Source organism: Pseudomonas protegens (assembly GCF_003732485.1).
Lineage (GTDB): Bacteria > Pseudomonadota > Gammaproteobacteria > Pseudomonadales > Pseudomonadaceae > Aquipseudomonas > Aquipseudomonas protegens_B.
This window is the reverse complement of sequence record NZ_MOAK01000034.1, coordinates 38,045-42,489: the sequence shown is the minus strand read 5'-3', so window position 1 is coordinate 42,489 and position 4,445 is coordinate 38,045. Positions and strand designations below refer to the sequence as shown.

General features: G+C 65.2%; 4 protein-coding genes. All 4 read left to right on the top strand.

Annotated elements, in window-relative coordinates; translation table 11 throughout:
* A partial coding sequence (locus BLX41_RS34555; protein ID WP_259744462.1) for a DUF2339 domain-containing protein occupies positions 1 to 1,159 on the top strand: 1,159 nt, incomplete at its 5' end.
* Positions 1,156 to 2,529 carry a DUF3999 domain-containing protein gene (locus BLX41_RS05770; RefSeq protein WP_123724126.1) on the top strand — a complete coding sequence of 458 codons (1,374 nt, stop codon included), beginning with the start codon at positions 1,156 to 1,158 and terminating at the stop codon, positions 2,527 to 2,529. The genes BLX41_RS34555 and BLX41_RS05770, both read left to right, overlap by 4 nt.
* Positions 2,530 to 2,833: 304 nt before the next feature.
* Entirely contained in the window at positions 2,834 to 3,844 is a 1,011-nt protein-coding gene (locus BLX41_RS05765) for a class 1 fructose-bisphosphatase (protein WP_123724125.1), read from the top strand.
* A 3-nt stretch (positions 3,845 to 3,847) separates the two neighbouring features.
* The coding region (locus BLX41_RS05760) for a DUF924 family protein (RefSeq protein WP_148059692.1) at positions 3,848 to 4,445 on the top strand (598 nt) is incomplete at its 3' end.

Sequence of the window (4,445 nt, the reverse complement as noted above, 5' to 3'; positions counted from 1 at the left end):
CGATCTGTTGCTGGCCTGGGGCGCATGCTGGTGGGCCTTTACCTGGCTCAAGGAAGTGCTGCGCTTCGCCCCGGCCCATTGGCAGGCGAGCCTGTTGCTGCTGATCACCGCGACCAGCGTGCTGCTCTGCGCGCTGCTGGCGGTACGACTGCAGTGGAAGTCCCTGGGGCTGGTGTGCAGCCTGCTGATACCGGCGGGGGGGCTGGTGCTGCTGGCGGCTTGGGCACCGCGTTATCACCCGGCGGCGGATCTGGGCTGGCTGGCCTGGACCCTGCTGTTCACCGTGCACTTCTTCAGTTTGCGGCGCCTGGCGGCATGGCTGCCGACGCGGGTCCTGAGCATCGCCCATGTGCTGGGTTGCTGGCTGCTGATCGGCGTGTTGGCCCTGGAGCTGCGTTATGGCCTGCTGCTGTTGTCCGAGCAGTACAACGCCTGGCGCTGGTTGGGCTGGGCGATTCTGCCGAGCCTGTACCTGGTAGCGATGGCCGCGCCGCGCCATTGGCCGTGGCCGGTTTCTGCCCACTCCCGGGAGTACCGCCTGTATGCCGCGCTGCCTCTGGCGGTGTTGATGCTGGGCTGGTTCTGGCTGGCCAATACCTTCAGCGATGGCCGGGCCGAACCGTTGCCCTACCTGCCGCTGCTCAACCCACTGGAGCTGGGGCTGCTGTTCGCCCTGTTCGGCGTCTATGTCTGGTCGCGCAGCGCGGTGCAGGAACTGGCGATCCGCGCCGATTACGCCGAACGCGCCACGCAACTGGTGGCGGGGCTGTCGCTGTTCGCCTTCTTTACCGTGCTGGTGATGCGGGCCGCCCACCATTGGAGCGGTGTGCCGTTCCAGGCGGATGCCTTGCTTGAGTCGATGATGGTCCAGGCCGGGCTGTCCATCGTCTGGACCCTGATTGCCCTGAGCCTGATGATCGGCGGCCATCTGCGCCATCGCCGCGAGGTGTGGCTGATTGGTGCCGTGCTGATCGCCGTGGTGGTGGCCAAGCTGTTCCTGGTGGAATTGAGCAACCGTGGCGGGCTGGCGCGGATCGTCTCGTTCATCGGGGTGGGAGTATTGCTGCTGGTGGTGGGCTATTTCGCCCCATTGCCGCCCAAGCGCGCCGAGGCGCAAGCCGAGCCCGGCAAACCGTTGAATGAAGGAGTGTCATCGTGAGTGCGAAGCTGAGCCTGGGCTGGTTGGGGGCTGTTGGCCTGTGTGTGGCGCTGTCCGCCGTGGCCCAGGACAAACCGGGGGATTTCAAGTCCCTGGCGCCCTTGAGCCTGAGCGGCGAAGGCCCCTGGTATCGCCTGGAGTTGCCGTTGGCGGTGCAACTGCATGCCAGCCAGACCGACCTGCGGGACATCCGTGTGTTCAACGCCGCCGGTGAGCCCCAGGCCTATGCCCTGGCGCGCCAGCAGGCGCAGACCACCGAGCAGCGCATGCTCAGTGATGTGAAGTGGTTCCCGCTGTACAACTCGGCGGACGCCGCCGACAGCCCCCCCAGCGTGCGGGTGCAGTCCACCACCAATGGCACCTTGGTGGAGGTCCAGCCTTCCACTGAGCTGGAGGCCGGGGAGGAAGTCCTGCGCGGTTGGTTGCTGGATGCCAGCGCGATCAAGGCACCGTTGCAGCAATTGGTGCTGGACTGGAACAGCGAGCGCGACGGCTTCCAGCGGTTCAGCATCGAGGCCAGTGACGACTTGCAGCACTGGCAACCCTGGGGCGAAGGCCAGGTGGCGCGCCTGTCGTTCGCCGACGAGCGGGTCGAGCAGCATGAAGTGGCCTTGCCCGGGCAGACGGCGCGCTACCTGCGCCTGTTGTGGAACACCCCGCAAGCGGCGCCGGTGCTGACCTCGGCCCAGTTGCAGAGCAGCAGCACCAGCAGCCTGCCATCGCCGCTGGTGTGGTCGCAGCCCCTGGGAGGCAGCAGTGGCAAGGGCGGCGAATACACCTGGCAGTTGCCCATGGGCCTGAACCTGGAACGGGTACGGATTGCCCTGACCCAGGCCAACAGCCTGGCCCCGGCCACGCTGTATGGGCGCCGTGAAAGCAGCCTGCCGTGGCAGCACCTGGGCAATGGTCTGCTGTACCGCCTGACCCAGAACGGCCAGGACGTGCAACAGAACGAACTGCAGTTGCCGGGGCAGACTGTGCAGCAACTCAAGCTGGTGGTGGACGAGCGCGGCGGCGGCCTGGGCGCCGAGGCCCCGAGCCTGGAGTTCGCCGTGCGCGGCGCCCAACTGGTGTTCCTGGCCCGGGGTGCCGGGCCTTACACCCTGGCCCTGGGCAACCCCACCGCGAGCGCGGCCAACCTGCCGCTGGCGACCTTGATCCCCGACTACAGCCCGCAACGCCTCAAGCAATTGGGTCAGGCCAAGGTCGAGGGCGCGGCGCAACTGGCCTCGGCCACTGCCGCTCCTGCTGCTGCCGTGGCGGCCGGCGGGCCGGACTGGAAGAAGATCGGCCTGTGGGCGGTATTGCTCCTGGGGGTGCTGGCCTTGGGCGGCATGGCCTTCAGCATGTTGCGCAAACCCGCGGCCTGAGGCGGGTACTTATGGCGAGGAAGCTTGCTCCCGGTGGGTCGGCCGGCGCTCCGGGGCGCAGGTACCCCAATGGCAACAACTCCATTCCCGCCGTTAAGCAACGGCGGCAGGTATTACGCCCGCTGCGCGGCCGAGCGGGAGCAAGCTCCCTAGCCACGGACGCCCATCATGCCTGGGGTTTTTGACTACGCTGAACCCGGCGCCTGAACTCTATCTGCCGGTTCCCTGTCTGAGAGGAGGAAATGCGCCCCGACTCGCGTTAAACTGCGCGGGTTTTTAGCCCCCCATTCCTCCGGAGCCTTCCATGTCCCGCGTTACCCTGAGTCGCTATTTGATTGAGCAGACCCGCAGCAACAACACTCCTGCCGATCTGCGCTTCCTGATCGAAGTGGTGGCGCGTGCTTGCAAGGAAATCAGCCACGCCGTGTCCAAAGGCGCCCTGGGTGGTGTTCTGGGCAGCATGGGCACGGAAAACGTGCAGGGCGAAGTACAGAAGAAGCTCGACGTGATCTCCAACGAGATCCTCCTCGAAGCCAACGAATGGGGCGGTCACCTGGCCGGCATGGCGTCCGAGGAAATGGACAATGCCTACCAGATCCCGGGCAAATACCCGAAAGGCGCCTACCTGCTGGTATTCGATCCGCTGGACGGTTCGTCGAACATCGACATCAACGCACCGGTTGGCACCATCTTCTCGGTACTGCGCTGCCCTAACGAATACCTGAGCCAGAACGAAGCCCTGAACGAACGGGCCTTCCTGCAGCCGGGCACCCAGCAGGTCGCCGCCGGTTACGCCATCTACGGCCCGCAGACCATGCTGGTGCTGACCCTGGGCGACGGCGTGAAAGGTTTCACCCTGGACCGTGAAATGGGCAGCTTCGTGCTGACCCACGAAGACATCAAGATTCCGGAGTCCACCCAGGAATTCGCCATCAACATGTCCAACGAGCGTCACTGGGAAGCCCCGGTCAAGCGCTACGTTGATGAGCTGCTGGCCGGTGATACCGGTCCGCTGAAAAAGAACTACAACATGCGCTGGGTCGCGGCCATGGTGGCCGACGTGCACCGTATCCTGACCCGTGGCGGTCTGTTCATGTACCCACGTGACAGCCGCGAACCGGAGAAGCCAGGCAAGCTGCGCCTGATGTACGAAGCCAACCCGATGTCGTTCCTGGTGGAACAGGCCGGTGGCGCGTCCACCGACGGTCACAAGCGCATTCTCGACATCCAGCCTGAAGGCCTGCACCAGCGTGTAGCGGTGTTCCTTGGCTCCAAGGAAGAAGTGGCTCGCGTCACCGCGTACCACAAGGAATAAAACATGGCCGCGCCCTGGCAGCCCTTGCTCGATTGGTGGTTCGGTTCAGCCGATAAACCGGCGGACATCGTGGCGGATAAGGGCCGGCTGTGGTTCGGCAAGCGTGACAGTCAGGACCTTGAGGCGCGTGAGCGCTTCGGGGCCCTAGTGGAACAGGCACTGGCCGGCGAATTGACCGAGTGGACGCAAAGTCCTCAAGGTTGGCTGGCCCTGGTGCTGTTGCTCGATCAGTTGCCACGCATGATCTATCGCGATACTCCCAAGGCGTTCTCCGGCGATGCCCGTGCCCAGGCACTGGTGGCGCAAGGCATTGCTGCGGATCTCGACCGGCGCCTGCCGGCCATGCAGCGCAGCTTCATCTATCTGGTGTTCGAGCATTGCGAGCACCTGGCGGTGCAGAACGAAGGGGTTTCCCGCTTTGCCGCCCTGCATGACGCACAGCCGGAGGCAGATCGTCCGGTGTTCGCCGATCACCTGGACTACGCCGAACGGCACCGGAAAGTCATTGCCCGCTTCGGGCGCTTCCCCCATCGCAACGCCATCCTCGGCCGTGAGTCCACTGCCGAGGAACTGGCTTTTCTGCGCGAGCCCGGTTCGCGTT